Origin of the sequence: Collinsella sp. SGI.184, from assembly GCF_050313415.1 — a bacterium.
Taxonomy (GTDB): Bacteria; Actinomycetota; Coriobacteriia; order Coriobacteriales; family Coriobacteriaceae; genus Collinsella.
The window spans coordinates 1-14,642 of record NZ_JBNPLJ010000016.1 but is presented as its reverse complement, the minus strand read 5'-3'; the positions used below and the strand labels follow the sequence as shown (position 1 = coordinate 14,642).

Sequence of the window (14,642 nt, the reverse complement as noted above, 5' to 3'; positions counted from 1 at the left end):
ATACATCTAGTACGTTTTGTCATACCGCTTGTTTTACGAGCGACCGAGGAGCTCAATATGCCCGATTCCCGCACACTCTGGACCGTCGTCGTTGTCATCTGTATCGCCGTGTCGCTGCTCTTTAGCATCAAAAAACGCACCACGTTTAAACGCCTGCAGCGGCTCATGGCCGCCAAACAGTGGGACGAGTTCGATCGTTTGCTCGACGGCAAACTCACCAGCATGCTGTACCCGCGCTACAACCGCGACTACCTGCGCCTGAACTCCTATCTGCTGCGCGAGGACCACGAGCGCGCCGACGAGATGTTTGACCTGCTGCTGGGGCTCAACCTGCCCAAGATGCAGCGCGTCGATCTGGTGATCAAGGCCTTTAACTACTACGTTGGCCAGGAGGACCGCAAAAAGTCCAAGGAGCTGCTGCACGAGATCAAGGGCTTTGAGGGTGGCCAAGCCGAGGCAGTCGCGCACGAATGCCAGCTGATGTACGACACGATGATCCTCAAGCGCCACAACGACATTCCCGAGCTGGAGCGCATGCTCGAGGATGTCGGCAACGACCCGGTCAAGCGCTGCCGACTGGAGTACCTGCTGGCCCTGCAGTACCAAAACAAGGGCGACGAGGCAAAGTTCCAAGAGTTCCTCGAGAAGTCGGGCCAACACTCGATGGCCGTCAACGCGTAACGGACGGCTTGTGCTAGACTTCTAGTCTTACGGGGGCGTGGCGGAATTGGCATACGCAGGAGACTTAAAATCTCTCGCCGCAAGGATTGTGGGTTCGAGTCCCACCGCCCCTACCACGTATTGTTTACGAGCCCGTGTCCCTTTGGAATGCGGGCTCGCTTCTTTTGGACACCGTCAAGCCTCTAAGAAGTTGCGGTGGAATAGTTCCTGTTTTGGCAGTTTATCAGCCTATTTAGGAACTATTTCACCGCAACTTATGAGGGGATGGTTAAAGGACGCTGAGGCTGGGGGTCCAGGCGATGGTGGGGGTCGCGCCGTCGAGAACCTCGTTGATGGTGGCAGCCATTCCGGCGAGCAGACTGTTCTCGCTTACAGTGAGCGCGTCGTAGCCGCCGGCTCGCATGAGCTCGCGAATCACCACAGCACCAGCCAGGATCACGCCCGCGCGCTTGGGTTGCACGCCTGGCAACGCGGCGATGCCCGCGACATCCAGCGAGGACATGCGCTCGATAGCGGCCGAAACCTGGTCCAGCGAAAGCTCGCGCAGGTGCACAAAACTCGAATCATACGGCTCCAGCTCGTGAACGAGCGCAACGAGCGTGGTGACGGTGCCACCCACCGCGACCAGGCGCTCGGCTCGCTCAAAGTCGACAGGCAAGCTCTTAAAGTAGCCTGCAAACTGCTCGTTTGCCCACGCGCCAGCGGCGGCAAGCTCGCTGCCCGTTGGCGGCAGCGCCGAGAAAAACCGCTCCGTCACGCGGCGACAGCCGATGTCCAGCGAGCGCGTTCCCTCCAGCGCAAAGATCCCACGCTCCGGCGCATAGACGCCCGTCGCGAGCTCCGTGGATCCGCCACCCGAATCGGTAACAATGATGCGCTCGCCGGCAAAGTCGTGCGCCACGCCAAAAAACGTCAGGCGCGCCTCGACCTCGCCCGGAATCACCTGCGGCTCGAGCCCCAGCTCGCGCAGGCCGTCCAGCAGCAGCGCGGCATTGGACGCATCGCGCGCGGCGCTCGTGCACGTGGTGCAGATGCACGCGGCCCCAAAGGCACGGGCCTCGTCCACAAACATTCGGCACGCAGCGAGCACGCGCCCAACGGCCGCCTCGCAAAAGCGCCCCGTTGCGTCCACGCCCTCGCCCAAGTCGGTAATCTCGGTATGCTTGGACGATTCCACGATCGCCCCGTCCTCGACCTGGGCCAGCACCAGTCGCGACGACACCGTTCCCAGGTCAATCGCCGCCACCTTATATCGTTTGCAATTCGTCATTGCGGCCCCCCTCCGGGCGCTACTCGCCATTGGACACGACTGCCTGGCCCTCGACGCCGTTAAATCCAAACAGCATGTCGAGCGTCTGGATGTACCACGGCGCGTCCTTGCCGACCTCTTCGATTTCCTTGGCAACTTCGCTGGCCTTCTTGGCGTTCGACGACTTCTGGCTCGACGAGGTATCGGAATCGTCGTCCAGGCCCTGCACTTCAATCCTCTTCTCGCCGGGCATCACCAGACCCAGGTCCTCGGTCGCCGCGTCCTTAATGCCCTCCTCCGAGAGCAGTTTGTCGACGCTTTTTTGCAGGTCGTCATTATATTGCTCGCGAATCTCGACCTGCTTGGCCAAGATGTCGCTCGAGCGTTTTGCCACATACAGGTCGCGCACCGGGAAGTACAGGCTCACGAGCGCCAGGGCGACGACAATGCCAACAAACAGCCCTCGCTGGGGACCGTGGGTAAAATCATAGATTGCCTTGACCACCGCGTTATCGTTGGCGTAGTGCATAAAGTCCGAACCCGAAAGACGGCTTGAGGGACGGCGCGGCTTGTCGGACGCCTGGGTCGAAGGGCACGACGTATGCTTGGAACGCGATGGGCGCACCGGACTGTCCGAGGAACTATTTGGCTGAGCATTGGGATGCGAAGTCGCCGGCGAGCTATACCTGGAGCGATCAGCGCCAGCATAACCAGACCCGCCAAGCTGCACCGAATGCGCACGGCGAGGTGACGGTTCGCGCGAACCGGCGGAATAGTGCCTGTTGTCGTAAATCTGATCCATGTGCGCCTTGTGCGGTTGAGGTTTGTTTGCGCTAAGTCCTTTAGTTATAGCACGCGGGCGGACCAGCCGGACGAGCCGTAGGACAAATCCATTACTCGAGCGCGCGTGGTCGCCAACGGGCAAGTCGACGGGGCGCCGCCCTTACGCCCCGCCGACCAACACCGTGTCCTACTCCTCTGCCTTTGCGGCATCCCACAGGTCGTTGAGCCCGTGGGTCGAAAGCTCGGCAAGATCAACATGGGCATCGGCCGCCATCTGCTCCATCGCGGCCCAACGGCGGCGGAACTTTGCCGTACTGGCACGAAGGGCGCTCTCGGCGTCGATGCCCTCCTTGCGCGCAACGTTGACCAGGGCAAAGAGCAGGTCGCCAAACTCCATCTCGCGCTCGGGCGAGCCGGGTTCCTCGGCCTCAAACTCGGCACGTTCCTCGGCGACCTCGTCCCACACGTCCTGGACCGTATCCCACTCAAAGCCCACGGCAGCCGCCTTGCGCGACACCTTCTGAGCCTGCATCAGCGCCGGCAGATGCGTGGGCACGCCGTCGAGCAGGCCCTCGGGCGCAGCCTCGCCCGCCGCCACGGCCTGGTCCTTGGCGGCCTTCTCGGCAAGTTTGACCTCGTCCCAAATCTTGAGCACCTCGTCGGAGTTGTCGACATCCACATCGCCAAACACGTGCGGATGGCGGCGAATGAGCTTGGCGTCGATATCGCGCGCCACGTCGGCCAGCGTAAACTCGCCGGCGTCCGCCGCAATCTGCGCATGCAGCACGACTTGCATGAGCACATCGCCCAGCTCCTCGCGAAGATGGGCCGCGTCATCCGCCTCGATGCAGTCGAGCGCCTCGTAGGCCTCCTCGATCATGTTCTTGCCAATGCTCTGGTGCGTCTGCTCGCGGTCCCACGGGCAGCCGTCGGGCTGACGCAAGCGCCAGATAGTCTGTACCAGATGTTGTAACTCGGCCGATGCATCGACCAGCGTGGACAGGTCGCGCGAACCTTCGGCATTTTGCTGAGCCATGTGCTCGGCCATGGTTAGTCCTCCTCCATGATCACATGGCGGAACGCGCCGCCCTCGTAGATACCATAGCTGTGCGTGCCGTCCTTGGGGATGCTCACGCTGCCGGGATTGAAGAGCCACAGACCCGGGTGCGCGGTGCTTTCCTCGTTGACCTTGACGTGCGTGTGGCCGTAGACGAGCGCGGAGCCCTCGGGCAGCGCGGGCGCGTGGTCGACGCTGTTGTGCATGCCGGCGCCAAAGACGTGGCCGTGCGTCAGGAACAGCTCGCGGCCGACCTCGTCGAACAGTGTGGCGTAGTCGGCCATGACGGGAAAGTCGAGAACCATCTGGTCGACCTCGGCGTCGCAGTTGCCGCGCACCGCGATAATGCGGTCGGCCAGGGCGTTGAGCAACGGAATCACGCGTTTGGGAGCATAGTCGCGCGGCAGGTCGTTGCGCGGACCGTGATAAAGCAGGTCGCCCAGCAGGACGATGCGGTCGGGCTGCTCGGCTTCGATGGCGGCGCAGAGACGCTCGGTCCAATATGCCGAGCCGTGGATGTCAGAAGCGATGAGGTATTTCATGGAGGTCCTTTCGGGGTGGGGTTGACGTGGCCGGGCGCGGAATGTCGCCACCAGCCGCGTTATTCAAATCGCAGTGCCGCGCTCTGGGCCGCCTGCATCACGCGCTGCAGCGGCACATTGTGCTCACGGGCAAGGCGGGCGCAGTCTTCGTACTCGGGCGCCGCACGCTCACTGCCGTCGGGCAAGGTGGCCACCTTGACGGACACCTCGCCCCACGGCGTCGCTACGCGCTCAAAGTAGCGCGGCAGGCAAACGCGCTCCATAACCTGGCGGCGGATGCCATTGGTCGTGGTTTCCAAAAAGATGATCGTCTGCAGGCGCTCGATATCCTCGTGGGTGCAGATTACCTGCAACTGCCAGCCAGGGCGGCCTTTCTTGCAATAGAGGGGCAGCCAGTGCACCTCGCGCGCGCCGGCCTCGCGCAGGCGGTCGGCGGCGTAGGCGAGCACCTCGGGCGACGCGTCGTCGATGTCGCACTCCAGCTTGACGATGGTTTCGGGCGCATCGGTCTCGCGGGACAGCGGAGATGTAGTTCCACGTTGCATACGGTCCGGCTCCTTTCCGCACGGGCTCGTTTTATTCACCCAAACGCTAGCACATCGCGAGCGGCGCAAGTGTGGCGGCGCGCGATGAGCGCGATTTTCCTTGTCTGCAAGAACCGGCACTCCACCGCCTCGGCCAAACATGTACATCAGCCTCCAAACATGTCATTTTTTGTCAGTTTTGGAGGCTGAGGTACATGATTCGAAGCAAGGCCGATGTCGCGAGCCCGCCCTTATGCGCCGCCCGTCCTTTCCAGTCGATTTCGGCCCCCGGCGCGCACATCGCACTGGGGGCCGCGCCGTTACAATGGAGCAGATTCGCTTGACGTAAAGGAGCCGCCATGCCTGCTTGCCCGCTGGTCGATTGCCATACTCACACCTCGTTTTCGGACGGACACGCCTCGTTTGAAGACAACGTCCGCGCCGCTGCTGCGGCCGGTTGCCGCACCATGGTCTCGGCCGATCACCTTACCCTGCCTGCCAGCATGGATGCCACCTGCGAGGTGCAGGTTGTCGAGGGCGACCTGCCGGCGCATCGTCTGGCTTTTGAGGATGCCCGCAAGCTTGCCGCGCAGATTGCGCCGGAGCTCGAGCTTGTCTATGGCTTTGAGTGCGATTGGTACGAAGGCTGCGAGCCTTTGGTTGAGCGCTGGTCCCGGGGCGCCGTCGTACGCCTGGGCAGCGTGCATTGGATTGGTAACCCGGGCAATATCATGGCAGGCGCTGCGGGCACGACGGGGACAGAGGGCGTCGCGCGCCCCGATACGCCCGACTCACGCTGCGGCTGGATCGACGACGACACCAACCTGCACGTTTGGGAAAACTTAGGTGTGCGCGGCGTGTGGGAGCGCTACGTCGATGAATGGTGCCGCGCCTGCGAAAGCTCGCTCAACTTTGATGTGATGGCTCACCCCGACCTGGTCATGCGCTTTTCGAAGGAAGGCTTTGCGCCCGATTTTGACCCCGCACCGTTTTGGCAGCAGATGGCCGAGTGTGCGCACGATACGGGCCGCCGCGTTGAGGTCTCGACCGCCGCACCGCGCAAGGGGCTCGACGACTACTATCCCGCGACCGGCCTTTTGCGCTGCTTTGCCCATGCTGAGGCGCCCATTACCTTTGGCTCGGATGCGCACCGCGCCTGTGATATTTGCTGGAATATCCGCGAGGCCCAAGCCCATGCCTACGACTGCGGCTACCGAACCTTCGACATGCCCCACCCCACCGGCGAATGGGAGTCCACACCCCTCGCCTAGCCATCCCTTCATAAGTTGCGGTGAAATAGCTCCTATTTATAGCCCTAAGACCGTCAAACAAGAACTATTCCACCGCAACTTCTATGGTCATCGGGGACGTTCTTTAACGACTAGTGGCGGCGGGCGTTGAGTTCGCCGGCCAGCTCGTCGAGGGTAATGCCGTAGCGCTCAAGCGTCACGAGCAGGTGGTAGACCAGGTCACCAGCCTCGTAGCGAATGTGATCATGGTCGTTATCCTTGCAGGCCATGATCACCTCGCTCGCCTCCTCGGCAAGCTTCTTGAGCAGCTCATCCTCCACATCGGTCAGCAGTCGAGCGGTATAGCTTTCCTGCGGCGACGCATCGCGACGACCGTGAATCACCTCGGCCAGCCCCGTTAGCGTCTCGCCGATATTTCCATCCTGAACGTTTGCGGTACGCACACCCATGGTTCAATCCTTTCTGGTCGGCCAAGCGCCTGGTCGAGCGCCCGCCCTACGCGAGTTTCTTAAAGAAGCAGGTACGGTTGCCGGTATGGCAGGCCGGACCCGGCGAGTCGACCTTGACCAGCAGCGTATCGCTATCGCAGTCGGCCCAGAGTTCGCGAACCTCCTGCATGTTGCCGCTCGTCGCGCCCTTGTTCCAGAGCTCCTGGCGACTGCGGCTCCAAAACCACGTGGTGCCGGTCTCGAGCGTCAGCCCCACCGACTCCTCGTTCATCCAGGCAACCATGAGCACCTCGCCGGTGTCATACTGCTGAACCACACAAGGAATCAGCCCGCGGGCGTCGTACGCAAGCTTTGAAGGATCGGTTATCTCTTCCATTTCTCTCCCCAAATTCAAACTTCGCAGGTCGGCGAGGGTTGTCCAGGTGCCCGAGATTCCGAGCGACAAGCCCGACGACGCGTACTTAAGTACGCGAGGAGGGTTGGAGCCGGAAGGTCGGGTGCCTGGGCAAGCCGCAGCGCTAGAAGTCCAACCTGACAGGGATGCCTTGAGAGGCCATATACTCCTTCACCTGGCGAATGCTGAAGGTTCCAAAGTGAAAGACGCTCGCCGCCAGCACGGCGTCGGCCTCGCCCTCGATCACGCCCTCGGCAAAATGCTCGAGCGTGCCCACGCCGCCGCTCGCGATGACGGGGATTGGCACCGCGCGGGCCACGGCGCGGGTGAGCGCCAAATCAAAGCCGGCCTTGGTGCCGTCGCGGTCCATGCTGGTGAGCAAGATCTCGCCGGCGCCGCGACGAGCCGCCTCCTCGGCCCACGCCACCGCGTCGATGCCCGTGGCGTTGCGACCGCCCGCCGTGAAGACTTCCCACTTGTCGGCACCGGATGCGCCGGGCAGGCCCACACGCTTGGCATCAATCGCCACGACCACGGCCTGGCTGCCAAACGCCGCGGCAGCCTGGCTAATCAGCGACGGATCGCGCACGGCCGCCGAGTTGAGCGACACCTTGTCGGCACCGGCGGCAACCATGGTGCGCATGCCCGCCAGGTCGCGAAAGCCGCCGCCCACGGTATAGGGAATGGCGAGCTCCTCGGCCGCGTGCGCTGCCATCTCGATGGTCGTCGCGCGGTTGTCGCTCGTCGCGGTAATGTCCAGGAAGACGACCTCGTCTGCACCCTCGCGGTCGTAGGCACGGGCCAGTTCCACCGGATCGCCCGCATCGCGCAAGCTCACAAAGTTAACTCCCTTGACCACGCGGCCGTCCTTGACGTCCAGACAGGGAATTACGCGCTTGGTAAGCATGGGCTACTCCTCCCCTCGGGCGGCGGCCAACGCCTGGGCCAGCGTAAAGTTGCCCTCGTAGAGCGCACGGCCGGTAATGGCGCCTTCAATCGCGCCCTCACCCACCGCGGCCAGTGCGCGGATGTCGTCGAGCGTCGAGATGCCGCCCGAAGCCACGACGGGAAAGCCCGCGACCTCGGCCACATGGCGATACGCCGCCACATCGATACCCGTCTGCATGCCATCGCGCGCGATGTCGGTATACACCAGATGCTTAAAGCCCAGCTCGGAAAGCTGCGCCACGGCATCGTCGAGCGCCACACCTGCGCCGTCGCGCCAGCCGTTCACCTTGACCTGACCGTCGCGCGCGGCGATGTCTGCCACCAGCAACTCGCCAAAGCCTTGGGCTGCCACTTCGGCAAAACCCGGCTCGGTCACCAGCACGGTGCCCAGCGCGATACGGCATGCGCCGTAGCCTGCCAACTCGTCGATGCGCGCAAGCGAGCGGACGCCGCCGCCCACGTCCACGGACAGACCGTCGACGCCGCAGATGGCCTTAATCGCCGCCGAGTTGGCAGCGCGTGCGCCCTCGTCCTCGCCAAAGGCAGCGGACAGGTCGACGACGTGCACCCAGCTCGCGCCCTGTTCGGCAAACGAGCGGGCAACGGCCACGGGATCGTCGGAATATACCTTGCAGCGGCTGCGGTCACCGCGCTCCAGGCGCACGACCTTGCCGCCGATCAGATCGATTGCGGGAAACAGGATCATCGGCCAACCTCCTCGACGATGCTCACAAAGTTCTTAAGGATGCGCTGACCCAGCGCGGAGGATTTCTCGGGATGGAACTGGCAGCCCCACACGTTGCCATGGCGCACGATGCACGGGAAGCTCCGCGTATAGTGTGTGCACGCCAGCACATCGGCGGCATCGGCGTCGTCAGCCACCGCGTAGCTGTGGGTGAAGTACATGTTGGCACCCTCGGCAAAACCGGCAAGCAGCGGATCGGCCGCACCGGCGGGCGTCATGTGCACCTGGTCCCAGCCCACGTGCGGCACCTTCAGGCGGCTCGACTCCAAGCGCGTGCACGAACCGCGCATAATGCCCAGGCCATCGACCCAGGGACCGCCAGCCTGCTCGGGGGCGCTGCCGTCGGCGACCGCGCCCTCGTCCGCAGGCACGCCCTCGTTGCCGCGCTCAAAAAATAGCTGAAGGCCCAGGCAGATGCCGAGCAGCGGAGTTCCGGCGGCAACGGCGTCGAGCACCGCGTCCGCCTCGCCGCTCTGGCGCATAAAGGCGATCGCGTCATAGAACGCACCCACGCCCGGGATGACCAGGCCGTCGGCGCGGCGGATCTGCTCCGGATCGTCCGACGTGCAGGCGGCGGCACCGGCGCGCACAAGCCCGCGCACGACGCTCGACAAGTTGCCCTTGTGGTAGTCGACCACCACGATCTTCGGTTCGCCCACGCGACCCTCCTTTTTCCCATTCAAAACCTGCCAAAAAGGGACAGGTTTATTTTGGTCGGTTAAACGTTCACCCACCGTATGAGACAGCATTTCCGCAGATAAAACCTGCCAAAATAAACCTGTCCCTTTTTGGCAGGTTACAGCGAGCCCTTGGTGCTGGGGATGCCCTGCACGCGGGGATCGAGCTCGCAGGCGTGGCGCATCGTGCGGCCCACGGCCTTAAAGGCGGCCTCGATAATGTGATGCGAGTTGCCGCCTGCGAGCTCGCGCACGTGCAGCGTGAGCTTGGCATCGCGCGCAAAGGCATAGAAGAACTCGACGGCCAGCTCGGTATCGAAGCTGCCCACACGTTCGGTCGGCACGGGCAGCTCGCAGTAGGCCTGGCCGCGACCCGAAATGTCCACGGCGGCCATCACGAGCGTCTCGTCCATGGCAATCGCCGCGTCTGCAAAGCGCGTAATACCCGCCTTGTCGCCCAGCGCTTGGCAAAACGCCTCACCCAGCACAATGCCCGTGTCCTCGACGGTATGGTGCGCGTCGACCTCCACGTCGCCTACTGCATGCACCGTCAAATCAAACAGGCCATGGCGGCCAAAGGCGTTGAGCATGTGGTCGAAAAACGGCACGCCGGTCGAGATATCGCACACGCCGCATCCGTCCAGGTCGAGTTTGACAACAATATCGGTCTCCCCCGTCTTGCGGACCACCTCGGCATAACGGCTCATCTACATCTCCTCCTTCACCAGCGCGGCAAACGCAGCCAGCACCTCATCGTTTTCCTGCGGGGTGCCCACGGTAATGCGCAGACAGTCCGCAAGCCCCGGCGCGTAGCTAAAGTCGCGCACCAAAATCGAATACTCGTCGCGCAGGCGCTCACGCACGCGCGTAGCATGCGGCGTGCGCACGAGCACAAAGTTCGCCGCACTCGGCCATGCCTCCACGGGCAGACCCCCGGCAGCCATTGCGCGCAGGGCACACAGTTCGCGCTCGCGCTCGGATGCGACCTGTGCCACCACGGGCGCGTACGCATCGCGGGCGCGCACGCAGGCAAGCGCCGCCGCCTGGCTCAGCACGTTGACCGAATAGATCTGGCGAATCGCCGCAAACACGTCGATGACCTCGGGCGCCGCAATCACATAGCCCAGACGCGTGCCGGCGGCGCCAAACGCCTTGGACAGCGTATGCAGGATCACCAGGTTGGGATGCTCGGCGATAAGTCCCTGCGCTGTGGTGGCCGCGCCAAACGAATCATCGGCAAACTCCACGTAGGCCTCGTCGACCATCACCACGCCGGGGCACGCATCGCACAGGGCCGCGACAAAGTCGAGCGGTGCCACGTCGCCCGTGGGGTTATTGGGCGAGGTCACGATTGCCAGGTTGCACTCGGGCGCCGCCGCGAGCACGGCAGCCTGGTCGAGCTCAAAGGTCGCGGGGTCTCGCCACACGTCGCGCACCTCGGTCTGGCAGAGCGACGCAAAGAACGCATACTCGCTAAAACACGGCGGGCAGTTGAGCAGGGTCCGCCCCGCGCCGCCAAACGCCAGCAGGTAGTTATAGAGCAGCTCGTCGCCGCCGTTGCCCACGCAGATATTCTCGCGCGCCACGCCATGCCAAGCGGCAAGCTCGTCGCGCAGGTCGTTCGACATGGGATCGGGGTAGCGGTTGAGCGGCGTGGCAGCCAGGGCGGCGTCGACCGCCTCGCGCACGCCAGCCGGCACAGGATAGGTGTTCTCGTTGGCCGAAAGGTTGATGCGCGTGGGCGTAAAGTTGGGATTGTAGGGCTCAATGCCAGCCAAGTAGGGCTGGACGAGCTCCTTCATGCGAGACGTCAGCTCGGCCATATTAGGCCTCCTCGCCGGTCGCGCCAGCGCCATCCGCGCTTGCTGCCGCTAGGTCCACACCCTCGGCGACCGTCGCCACGGCGTCGCCCGGCCAGGCGACCTTGGTCAGGTCGGCCGCGGCCAGAGACTCAGCACTCACGGCACCCTCGCCCTGCTCCAGCACACGGCGACGCAGTGCGGCGGAAAGCGCGTGTGCCCACAGGCCCTCGGCCTCGGCCAGGCGCTGCGTCGCGGGAGCGTCCGAGAGCAGGCCCTCGGGCGTATAGCAAATGACGCTCGAGCGCTTGACGAATTCTTCGACCGAAAGCGGGTTGGAGAACATGGCCGTGCCGCCGGTCGGCAGCGTGTGGTTGGGGCCGGCAACATAATCGCCAAGCGGCTCGGAGCTCCAAGCGCCCACAAAGATGGCGCCGGCGTTGCGAATGCCGCCGAGCAGGCCCATCGCATCCTTGCAGTGCAGCTCCAGGTGCTCGGGCGCCACGGTGTTCACCGCCTCGACGGCAGCAGCCATATCGGCGGCCACCACGATGGTGCCCTCGTTGTCGAGCGAGGCGCGCGTGATCTCGGCGCGCGGGGACTGTGCCACCAGAATGTCGATACCCGCCTCGACCTCGCGCGCAAACTGCTCGTCGCAGGTCACCAGATAGCAGGCTGCTAGCGGATCGTGCTCGGCCTGGGCCATCAGGTCGGCCGCGACCACCATGGGTTTGGCCGTGGCATCTGCCAGCACGCAGACCTCGGAGGGACCGGCGACCATATCGATACCCACGTCGCCCGAGACAATCTGCTTGGCCGCGGCAACAAAGGCGTTGCCCGGACCGGTGATTTTGTCGACGCGAGGAATGGTCTCGGTACCGTACGCCAGCGCGGCCACGGCCTGGGCGCCGCCCACCATATAGATCTCGTCCACGCCGCCGAGCTTTGCCGCGGCGAGCGTGTAGGGGCTGATCAGGCCATCTTTTTGCGGCGGGGTCACCATGACCACGCGCTCAACGCCGGCCACCTTGGCGGGAATGGCATTCATGAGCACCGTGGAGGGATACTGCGCGCGCCCGCCCGGCACGTAGATGCCGGCCGCCGCAAGCGGGGTCACCTTAACGCCGAGCATGGTGCCATCTGCACGCGTGGTAAACCAGCTCTGCTCGATCTCGCGCTGGTGGAACTCGCGAATCTGGCGCGCAGCCTTCTCGAGCGCCGCGACAAAGGCCGGATCGAGGCCCTCGAGCGCGGCATCGATCTGCTCTTGCGGCAGACGGAAGCTCTGCAGCTCAACACCGTCAAAACGCTGACAGTAGTCGCGCACCGCGGCATCGCCGTTGGCGCGCACGTTGGCCACGATATCGCGGGCGGCGTCGACGATGTTTTGCGGCAGCACACCCTTACGGTTGAGCTGGTTGGTAACGAGACGCTCACCGGGAGCAAGCTTGATAGTCTTCATATCGGTATCCCCTATCGGTCGAGGTTGTGTTCGAAAAACGAGAGGCCGGGCGGCGGCGCCCATCGGCCCGCAGCCCAGACGTTAGGGCGCCCGTGCGTGCTCGCGCTATTGTGCCGAGCCCGCAACGGGCTCAAAATGCTTGTCCTTAACGGCCGCCGCCAAGCGATCTGCCAGATTGCGTACGCGCGGATCTAAGCGAGCGGCACCCGGGTTGACAAAAAAGCGCGCCGTGCAGTCCATAATGCGGCCGGTGATGACCAAATCGTTGTCGCGCAGCGTGGCACCCGTGGCGGTAATATCCACGATGCGATCGGTCATGCCGACAATGGGGCCCAGCTCGATGTTGCCGTGCAGCGAGACGATATCGGCGTTCACACCGCGCTCGGCATACCAGGCACTCGCGATGCGCGGATATTTGGTAGCCACGCGAAGCGACCCGCGGCGGGCATAGTTGCGCTCGGCCTGACCGGCGCGCCACGCGGGCTCCGCCTCGATAAAGGTGCACAGGCCATAGCCCAGATCGACCAGCTGCAGCAGGTTGAGGTCGGCCTCGATGAGCGAATCCCAGCCGCAGATGCCGCAATCGGCGCCACCGCAGCCCACAAAGGCGGGTGCATCGCTGGGTCGCACGATAACAAACTCGATATCCCCGACCGTGCCCTCACCGGCACGCGTGTCGCGACCGCGCACAATCAGGTGACGGCCGGGGTCACGCAACTCAGAGACGTCCAGGCCCGCGGCCTCGAGCACGTCGAGCGTGTCTGCCTTAAGCGAGCCCTTGGGCACGGCAATGCGCAGCGGACCCTCGGCGCCACGGCCCGCGGCGTGATCGCCGTCGGAAGCAGCGTCCTCTGCCGAGGTACGCGCGGCCTCCAGACGCTCGAGCGAAAAGGCGAAGCCCGCCGCCGGCACCTCGATGCCGCCGCCAAATGCACCGGTAAAGATGGAGTCGTAGCGTCCGCCCGAACCGACCGGATCGGGCAAGCCACCGGCATAGGCCTTAAAGACCAGGCCCGTGTAGTAATCGAAAGAGTTCATGATGGAGAAATCGAACGACAGCACCTGGGCGTCCTCGGGAGCCAAACCCTCGACCAGGGCACGCAGCTCGCGCGTCGGCGGCGCGGCGATACCGGCGGCCTCCAGCAGCGCGTCCACGCGGTCGAGCACCTCGGCACCACCGTGCAGGCGCGGCAGCTCGCTAATGGCGGCCTTGACGGCATCAGACTCGGTGCTGGCAGCCACGCGGGCATCGAGACCCACAAAGTCGTTGGCATGCACGCAGCGCAGGGCCTCGGCTGCCAGCTCGCGATCCTCGCACGCCGCGAGTAGCTCCTTAAAAGGACGCACGCTACCTGCGATAATACGAGCATCGGGAAGCGCCAGCTTACGCACGGCCTCGGCCACCAGCGAAACAATCTCTACATCGCCCGCGGTATCGCCCGCACCGATAAGCTCAAAGCCCAGCTGCGTAAACTGACGCGAGCCACCGGCATTGCGCTGGCACTCGCGAACCACCGGCGCCTCGTAGCGAAGGCGCAGGGGTAGATCGGCCGCACGCATGCGGGTCGAAACCAGGCGCACGATCGGCAGCGTGTTGTCGGGACGGACCACCAGCAGGCGACCGTCGTCATCAAAGAGCTTAAACGGCGTGTCCGCAATGCGGCCGCCCTCCTCGAGCGAACCCTTGTCCTCGAGCAGCGGCGTCTCGACCGGAAGGTAATGATGCTCCCTAAAGCAGCCCTTCACCGTATACGCGATCTCCTCGCGTGCCTGAGCCTCCTCGGGCAATATGTCCCGGAATCCCCACGGTGTGGCCGTCATCTGGTGAGCCTCCTCATACTGCGTTTCATATAGAACGAAAGACCGGCATAGCTCCGCCGGTCTTCTGGGTACTTTAGCATACTAGAGTGCTTGCGGGGAGAACCGTCCCCTTCGGCTCACAGCGTATTCATTTGGAAACATTGGAGCGGATTACCCGCGGCCCACCTCTACAGCGAAGGGCATCGACAGCCCATCCGGAAAAACGTCCGAGGTCCTGCTCGCCCAGCGGAAGAGCCTACAGACGAGGGCCGGGGAGGCATG

At 64.0% G+C, this 14,642-nt stretch carries 16 protein-coding genes and 1 tRNA gene; 3 read left to right on the top strand and 14 right to left on the bottom strand.

Translation table 11 applies throughout. From position 1 onward, the window contains the following. The first annotated feature begins 57 nt into the window (after positions 1-57). Positions 58-681 (top strand): hypothetical protein, encoded by a 624-nt coding sequence (locus ACQRAJ_RS06425; RefSeq protein WP_427718884.1) that lies wholly within the window; start codon positions 58-60, stop codon positions 679-681. Positions 682-712: 31 nt separating this feature from the next. Continuing rightward, positions 713-797, top strand: a tRNA-Leu gene (locus ACQRAJ_RS06420). Between the two features lie 152 nt (positions 798-949). On the opposite strand, the gene ACQRAJ_RS06415 is transcribed toward ACQRAJ_RS06420, so the two are convergent. The 5 genes from ACQRAJ_RS06415 to larC all read right to left on the bottom strand — a co-directional run bounded on the left by ACQRAJ_RS06415 (position 950) and on the right by larC (position 4,857). Continuing rightward, entirely contained in the window at positions 950-1,951 is a 1,002-nt protein-coding gene (locus ACQRAJ_RS06415; RefSeq protein ID WP_427748074.1) for a hypothetical protein, read from the bottom strand. A 19-nt stretch (positions 1,952-1,970) separates the two neighbouring features. Then, complete coding sequence (locus ACQRAJ_RS06410) at positions 1,971-2,732, bottom strand: hypothetical protein (protein WP_427748073.1); 762 nt, start codon at positions 2,730-2,732, stop codon at positions 1,971-1,973. 168 nt (positions 2,733-2,900) lie between these two features. Further along, on the bottom strand, positions 2,901-3,761 hold the full coding sequence (gene mazG / locus ACQRAJ_RS06405; RefSeq protein ID WP_427748072.1) for a nucleoside triphosphate pyrophosphohydrolase: 861 nt from the start codon (positions 3,759-3,761) through the stop codon (positions 2,901-2,903). A gap of 2 nt (positions 3,762-3,763) precedes the next feature. Continuing rightward, entirely contained in the window at positions 3,764-4,312 is a 549-nt protein-coding gene (gene yfcE / locus ACQRAJ_RS06400) for a phosphodiesterase (protein WP_427748071.1), read from the bottom strand. 59 nt (positions 4,313-4,371) lie between these two features. Then, positions 4,372-4,857 carry a nickel insertion protein gene (larC, locus tag ACQRAJ_RS06395; RefSeq protein WP_427748069.1) on the bottom strand — a complete coding sequence of 162 codons (486 nt, stop codon included), beginning with the start codon at positions 4,855-4,857 and terminating at the stop codon, positions 4,372-4,374. A 338-nt stretch (positions 4,858-5,195) separates the two neighbouring features. Between larC and ACQRAJ_RS06390 the strand changes: the two genes are divergently transcribed. After that, a complete protein-coding gene (locus ACQRAJ_RS06390) occupies positions 5,196-6,107 on the top strand; it encodes a PHP domain-containing protein (protein WP_427748067.1) in 912 nt (303 codons plus the stop codon). Between the two features lie 110 nt (positions 6,108-6,217). On the opposite strand, the gene hisE is transcribed toward ACQRAJ_RS06390, so the two are convergent. From hisE to hisG, 9 genes are all read right to left on the bottom strand, one after another. Beyond that, positions 6,218-6,535, bottom strand: a complete 318-nt coding sequence (gene hisE / locus ACQRAJ_RS06385; protein WP_006235893.1) for a phosphoribosyl-ATP diphosphatase — start codon at positions 6,533-6,535, stop codon at positions 6,218-6,220. A gap of 46 nt (positions 6,536-6,581) precedes the next feature. Further along, a complete protein-coding gene (gene hisI, locus ACQRAJ_RS06380; RefSeq protein WP_427728483.1) occupies positions 6,582-6,911 on the bottom strand; it encodes a phosphoribosyl-AMP cyclohydrolase in 330 nt (109 codons plus the stop codon). 142 nt (positions 6,912-7,053) lie between these two features. Beyond that, on the bottom strand, positions 7,054-7,836 hold the full coding sequence (gene hisF / locus ACQRAJ_RS06375; RefSeq protein WP_117769949.1) for an imidazole glycerol phosphate synthase subunit HisF: 783 nt from the start codon (positions 7,834-7,836) through the stop codon (positions 7,054-7,056). 3 nt (positions 7,837-7,839) lie between these two features. Beyond that, a complete protein-coding gene (locus ACQRAJ_RS06370; RefSeq protein ID WP_427728480.1) occupies positions 7,840-8,583 on the bottom strand; it encodes a HisA/HisF-related TIM barrel protein in 744 nt (247 codons plus the stop codon). Next, the gene (locus ACQRAJ_RS06365; RefSeq protein ID WP_427728478.1) at positions 8,580-9,281 is read right to left on the bottom strand and encodes an imidazole glycerol phosphate synthase subunit HisH; all 702 of its coding nucleotides are present in this window, start codon (positions 9,279-9,281) and stop codon (positions 8,580-8,582) included. The genes ACQRAJ_RS06370 and ACQRAJ_RS06365 overlap by 4 nt, the downstream gene beginning before the upstream one ends. Before the next feature lie 137 nt (positions 9,282-9,418). After that, on the bottom strand, positions 9,419-10,006 hold the full coding sequence (gene hisB, locus ACQRAJ_RS06360; protein ID WP_427748065.1) for an imidazoleglycerol-phosphate dehydratase HisB: 588 nt from the start codon (positions 10,004-10,006) through the stop codon (positions 9,419-9,421). Continuing rightward, the gene (gene hisC, locus ACQRAJ_RS06355; RefSeq protein ID WP_427728474.1) at positions 10,007-11,122 is read right to left on the bottom strand and encodes a histidinol-phosphate transaminase; all 1,116 of its coding nucleotides are present in this window, start codon (positions 11,120-11,122) and stop codon (positions 10,007-10,009) included. A 1-nt stretch (position 11,123) separates the two neighbouring features. Then, positions 11,124-12,560 (bottom strand): histidinol dehydrogenase, encoded by a 1,437-nt coding sequence (gene hisD, locus ACQRAJ_RS06350; RefSeq protein WP_427748063.1) that lies wholly within the window; start codon positions 12,558-12,560, stop codon positions 11,124-11,126. 105 nt (positions 12,561-12,665) lie between these two features. Further along, positions 12,666-14,381 (bottom strand): ATP phosphoribosyltransferase, encoded by a 1,716-nt coding sequence (gene hisG / locus ACQRAJ_RS06345; RefSeq protein WP_427748061.1) that lies wholly within the window; start codon positions 14,379-14,381, stop codon positions 12,666-12,668. Positions 14,382-14,642: the final 261 nt, after the last annotated feature.

Excerpts from the sequence above, each read along its gene's own strand:
- ACQRAJ_RS06425 (WP_427718884.1), top strand. The coding sequence starts at position 58 with ATGCCCGATTCCCGCACACTCTGGACCGTCGTCGTTGTCATCTGTATC.
- ACQRAJ_RS06415 (WP_427748074.1), bottom strand. The coding sequence starts at position 1,951 with ATGACGAATTGCAAACGATATAAGGTGGCGGCGATTGACCTGGGAACG.
- ACQRAJ_RS06410 (WP_427748073.1), bottom strand. The coding sequence starts at position 2,732 with ATGGATCAGATTTACGACAACAGGCACTATTCCGCCGGTTCGCGCGAA.
- mazG (WP_427748072.1), bottom strand. The coding sequence starts at position 3,761 with ATGGCCGAGCACATGGCTCAGCAAAATGCCGAAGGTTCGCGCGACCTG.
- yfcE (WP_427748071.1), bottom strand. The coding sequence starts at position 4,312 with ATGAAATACCTCATCGCTTCTGACATCCACGGCTCGGCATATTGGACC.
- larC (WP_427748069.1), bottom strand. The coding sequence starts at position 4,857 with ATGCAACGTGGAACTACATCTCCGCTGTCCCGCGAGACCGATGCGCCC.
- ACQRAJ_RS06390 (WP_427748067.1), top strand. The coding sequence starts at position 5,196 with ATGCCTGCTTGCCCGCTGGTCGATTGCCATACTCACACCTCGTTTTCG.
- hisE (WP_006235893.1), bottom strand. The coding sequence starts at position 6,535 with ATGGGTGTGCGTACCGCAAACGTTCAGGATGGAAATATCGGCGAGACG.
- hisI (WP_427728483.1), bottom strand. The coding sequence starts at position 6,911 with ATGGAAGAGATAACCGATCCTTCAAAGCTTGCGTACGACGCCCGCGGG.
- hisF (WP_117769949.1), bottom strand. The coding sequence starts at position 7,836 with ATGCTTACCAAGCGCGTAATTCCCTGTCTGGACGTCAAGGACGGCCGC.
- ACQRAJ_RS06370 (WP_427728480.1), bottom strand. The coding sequence starts at position 8,583 with ATGATCCTGTTTCCCGCAATCGATCTGATCGGCGGCAAGGTCGTGCGC.
- hisB (WP_427748065.1), bottom strand. The coding sequence starts at position 10,006 with ATGAGCCGTTATGCCGAGGTGGTCCGCAAGACGGGGGAGACCGATATT.
- hisC (WP_427728474.1), bottom strand. The coding sequence starts at position 11,122 with ATGGCCGAGCTGACGTCTCGCATGAAGGAGCTCGTCCAGCCCTACTTG.
- hisD (WP_427748063.1), bottom strand. The coding sequence starts at position 12,560 with ATGAAGACTATCAAGCTTGCTCCCGGTGAGCGTCTCGTTACCAACCAG.
- hisG (WP_427748061.1), bottom strand. The coding sequence starts at position 14,381 with ATGACGGCCACACCGTGGGGATTCCGGGACATATTGCCCGAGGAGGCT.